The organism is Actinosynnema sp., from assembly GCF_052038725.1.
The window spans coordinates 1-4188 of sequence record NZ_JBQGCX010000658.1 but is presented as its reverse complement, the minus strand read 5'-3'; the positions used below and the strand labels follow the sequence as shown (position 1 = coordinate 4188).

At 73.2% G+C, this 4188-nt stretch carries 4 protein-coding genes; all 4 read left to right on the top strand.

Going from position 1 to position 4188, the window contains the following annotated elements:
• The first annotated feature begins 114 nt into the window (after positions 1-114).
• A complete protein-coding gene (locus tag ACTUAL_RS13880) occupies positions 115-825 on the top strand; it encodes an ESX secretion-associated protein EspG (RefSeq protein WP_440900527.1) in 711 nt (236 codons plus the stop codon).
• A gap of 101 nt (positions 826-926) precedes the next feature.
• Positions 927-1559, top strand: coding sequence for a TetR/AcrR family transcriptional regulator (locus ACTUAL_RS13875; RefSeq protein WP_096495077.1), 633 nt, complete (start codon positions 927-929; stop codon positions 1557-1559).
• Positions 1556-3130, top strand: coding sequence for an MDR family MFS transporter (locus tag ACTUAL_RS13870; RefSeq protein ID WP_440900526.1), 1575 nt, complete (start codon positions 1556-1558; stop codon positions 3128-3130). Before ACTUAL_RS13875 ends, ACTUAL_RS13870 begins: the two co-directional genes overlap by 4 nt.
• Before the next feature lie 658 nt (positions 3131-3788).
• On the top strand, positions 3789-4188 hold a 400-nt coding region (locus ACTUAL_RS13865; RefSeq protein ID WP_440900525.1), incomplete at its 3' end, for a hypothetical protein.

The following is a 4188-nucleotide window of genomic DNA, read 5'->3' as shown; positions in this document are numbered from 1 at the left end:
AGTGTGGTCGCGCGCACGCTTCTGTTTGCGCCGTGCGTGGCTCGCGACGCGCAGCGCGATCTCGAACAGCCACGTGGTCATGCGCGCTTGGCCCGTGAACTCGGGCAAGCGCCGGTGAACCACCTGTCGCTCACCTCCCGCGAGCTCCACCTGCTCTGCGAGACCGCCGCCGCCCCCTGGCCACTGCCCCTCCCCGAACCGCCCACCGCCCGCACCTGGTCCGACCACCTCGCCGACAACCGCCGCGTCTCCGCCGCCCTGCGCGCCAGGGGCCTGGCCGACCACCGGGGCCCCTCCGGGCACGTCGCCGACCTCGTCACCGCCCTCTCCGGCGACCGCGTGCACTGGGAGGGCGCCTCCGGTGTCGCCGTCGGGGTCCGGGGCGGCGGGGTCGCGTTCGCGCTGCGGCCCCGCGGGGCCGTCGTCGCCGTCACGGCCTGCCTGCCCGACCTGCTCCCCGTCGTGCTCCTCGCCGCCGAGCCGGTCCTGCCGCCCGCCGACTGCCTGCCGCTCACCGCGCCCGCCGCCGCCGTGGCCGCCGCGGGGCGGGCGCCCTCGGGCGGCGCGTGGGAGGTGCTCACCGCGCACGGGGTCACCGGGTCCTCGGCTCGCGGGTGGACCGGCTTGCTCGCCTCCGCGCTCGGTGGCGGTATGTGCACGGCCCAACCCCGACTCCGCCGTTCGGGTGAGGCCAGGCGAAGCCCGATCCGGTGGCTCGACACCCGTCGTGGACGGCTGCTGGTGGTCGAGCGGGACGGGTGGCTGAGCGCGAACCCGTTGCCGCAGGGGGAGCTCCGCCGCCTGGTCGCGGGAGCGTGCGGCTGACCAGCGGGTACCGGGACCGGAGGCCCGTTACCTTTCCGACATAAAAACTTCAGTCGCTGCAAACTTGCACTATGTGCAGCTTTCCGCCTACCCTCACTCGTATGGGGGAAGGTTTGCGCGACCGCAAGAAGCGGCTGACCAGGCAGGCGCTGGCCGACGCCGCGCTGGACCTGGTCACCGAGCGCGGACTCGACGGCATCACCGTCGAGGACATCGCCGCAGCCGCGGGCGTCTCCGCCCGCACGTTCTTCAACTACTTCACCACCAAGGAAGAGGCCCTCCTCGGGCCCGACCCCGACGCGGGCCCGCGCCTGGCCCGCCGCATCCTCGACCAGCCCGCCGACCTCGCCCCCCTCGCCGTGCTGCGCGCCGCCCTCCTGGCCGAGCTGGCCGAGGAGACCGCGGGCCGCGACGAGTGGCTGCGCCGGATGCGCGTCATCGAGCAGAACCCCGTCCTGCTGCCCAAGGTCCTCGCGGCGGGCGAGCAGGTCGAGCGGCACATGGTCCGCGCCCTCGCCGAGCGCACCGGGCACGCCGAGACCGACGCCCACCCCATGCTGCTCGCCGCCTCCGCCAACACCGCGTTCCGCGTCGCCGCCTGGCGCTGGGCCAGCTGGCCGGGCGCGGGCGACGCCCCCCAGCTCACCGACCTGATCGCCGAGGCCTTCGACCTGCTGGCCTGCGGCTTCGCCCTCCCGAGTCCCCCGCACCACCGATCCGACGAGGAAAGATGACCGACACCGCTGTACCCGCGACCGGGGCCCCGAGCACCTCGCGCCGCGACGTCGTCCAGGCGATGACGGGCCTGATGCTGGGCATGTTCGTGTCCATCCTGGCCTCGACCGTCGTCTCGAACGCCCTGCCGCGCATCATCTCCGACCTCGACGGCTCGCAGTCCGTCTACACCTGGGTCGTCACCGCCGAGCTGCTCGCGATGACCGCCACCGTCCCCCTGTGGGGCAAGCTCGCCGACCTCTACAGCCGCAAGCTGCTCATCCAGCTCTCCCTCGGCCTGTTCGTGGTCGGCTCGCTCCTGGCGGGCTTCTCGCCGAACGTCGAGGTGCTGATCGTCAGCCGCGTCGTCCAGGGCCTCGGCGCGGGCGGCATGACCGCGCTGTCCACCATCGTGATGGCCGCGATGATCCCGCCGCGCGAGCTGGGCCGCTACGCCGGTCTGTTCGGCGCCGTCTTCGGCATCGGCACCGTCGCGGGCCCGCTCATCGGCGGGTTCCTGGTGGACACCTCGTGGCTGGGCTGGCGCTGGTGCTTCTTCATCGGCGTCCCGTTCACCCTGGCCGCGATCGTGCTGCTCCAGCGCACCCTGCGCCTCCCCCTGGTGCGCAAGGACTCGGTCCGGATCGACTACCTGGGCGCGGCGCTGATCACCGGCGGCGTCTCCACCCTGCTGATCTGGTCCACGCTCGCGGGCGGCTCGTTCGAGTGGGTCTCCGCCTGGTCCGCCGTGCTGGTCGGCGGCGGCGTGCTGCTGCTGGCGCTGGCCGTGTGGGTCGAGTCCCGCGCCGCCGACCCGGTGGTGCCGCTGCGCCTGTTCGCCAACCGCACCGTCAGCCTCACCACCCTCGCCAGCGTCCTGGTGGGCGTGGCGATGTTCGGCGGCACGGTGTTCCTGTCGCAGTACTTCCAGATCGGCCTCGGCAAGACCCCCACCCAGGCGGGCCTGATGAGCCTGCCGATGGTGTTCGGCCTGTTCCTGTCGTCCACGATCGCCGGCCAGCTGATCACCAAGTGGGGCCGCTGGAAGGTGTTCCTGGTCGCGGGCGCCGCGATCATGGTCGTGGGGATGCTGCTGCTGTCCACGATCGACGCGAACACCACCGTGCTCGTGGTCGGCGCGCACATGGCCGTGCTCGGCGTCGGCGTCGGCATGGTGATGCAGAACCTGGTGCTGGCCGCGCAGAACGACGTGCCCGCCAAGGACCTCGGCGCGACCACGTCCACGCTGACCTTCTTCCGCAGCCTCGGCGGCTCGATCGGCGTGAGCGCGCTCGGCGCGGTGCTGGCCAACCGGGTGTCCACGCTGATGACCGAGAAGCTCACCGCGCTGGGCGTGCCCGCCGACATGCTCGCCAGCGGCGGCGGCCACACGGCGGTGCCGGACCTGTCGGCGCTGCCCGAGCCGATCCGGCTGGTGGTGCGCGACGTGTACGCCACGGCCACCGCCGAGCTGTTCCTGATCGGCGCACCGATCGCCGCGATCGCGCTGCTCGCGGTGCTGTTCATCAAGGAGAAGCCGCTCAAGGAGCAGAGCGGCGACGAGCGGCTCGCCGCGGAGCTGCCGCACTGACCCGAGGCTCGCGCGTGACTGCGGACCCCCGTCCCCGGCCCTGGCAAGGGGGGTCCGCTGCTTGCTCCGGGCGGGTGCGGGCGTTCCGCCGGGAGCGGCGTGGTCCCGCCGATCAGCTCGCGCGGTCCCGCCCCCTCGGCGGGCCCGTGCGACCGGACCGGTGGGGCGCGGCGGTCAGAGAAGACCGCCCAGGAGGGCGCCGAGCAGGTTCTTCACCAGGTCCAGCACCGTGCCGAGCAGACCCATCACTACCTCCCGTTTTCCCCTGAACTTGTCCGCTCACCCGAGCGGTAGGCTCAAAGGTAGGACGAGGGAACGACCAGGGGTAGTGGTCTCCCCGGGACAGACGCATCAACTCACTCGGCGGTGGGTAACGCTTTCGCGCGTCACCCACATTGTGTGAATGGTGACGCCCCGCCCGTGCCTGGCAACCGCCGCCCGGCACTGGTCCATTCGGACGCCTACGCGCTGCGGTGTTACCCGCAGCGATCCCCGCCCTCCGCCCTCCGCCGAACGGCGCCCCGCCCGCCGTCGCGGCGCGGTCGGGCGGGCATCCCGCATTCGGGCGGTTTTCCGGCGGCCGGTGTATTTGGCCGTGACCGTTCCGCTCATGCACTAGTGGTGACTGGGGAGTACCACGCACGGGGGGAAGTGGGAGATGACATCGACCTTGCAGGCCCGACCGCGCGCCGACCGCTTCGAGCGGCTGCTGTCCGACCGGTCCGGGGTCAGGCTGCTCGGCGTCCCTGAGGTGAGCGGGGCCTCGCGGACCCGGCTGCTGGACGAGTTCGCCGCGCTGGCCTCGGCGCGGGGGGCGCTGGTGGCCAGGGGACGGGCGCGCGGGGGCGCGTACGGGCTGTTCCAGGACGCGTTCGGCTCGGTCTCCGCGCACGGCCGCGAGCGCGACGTGGTCCTGCTGCTGCGCGGGCTGCTGCGGGCGCCGCGCGCGCTCGGCATGACCGAGGACGAGCTGCGCCGCGCCGTCGACGCGGTCCTCGGCGCGCTGCCGGGACTGGTGCTGCTGCTCGACGACGTGCACCTGGCCGACCGGCCCTCGC

Coding starts and splice junctions, on each gene's coding strand:
- ACTUAL_RS13870 (WP_440900526.1), top strand. CDS start 1,556: ATGACCGACACCGCTGTACCCGCGACCGGGGCCCCGAGCACCTCGCGC.
- ACTUAL_RS13875 (WP_096495077.1), top strand. CDS start 927: ATGGGGGAAGGTTTGCGCGACCGCAAGAAGCGGCTGACCAGGCAGGCG.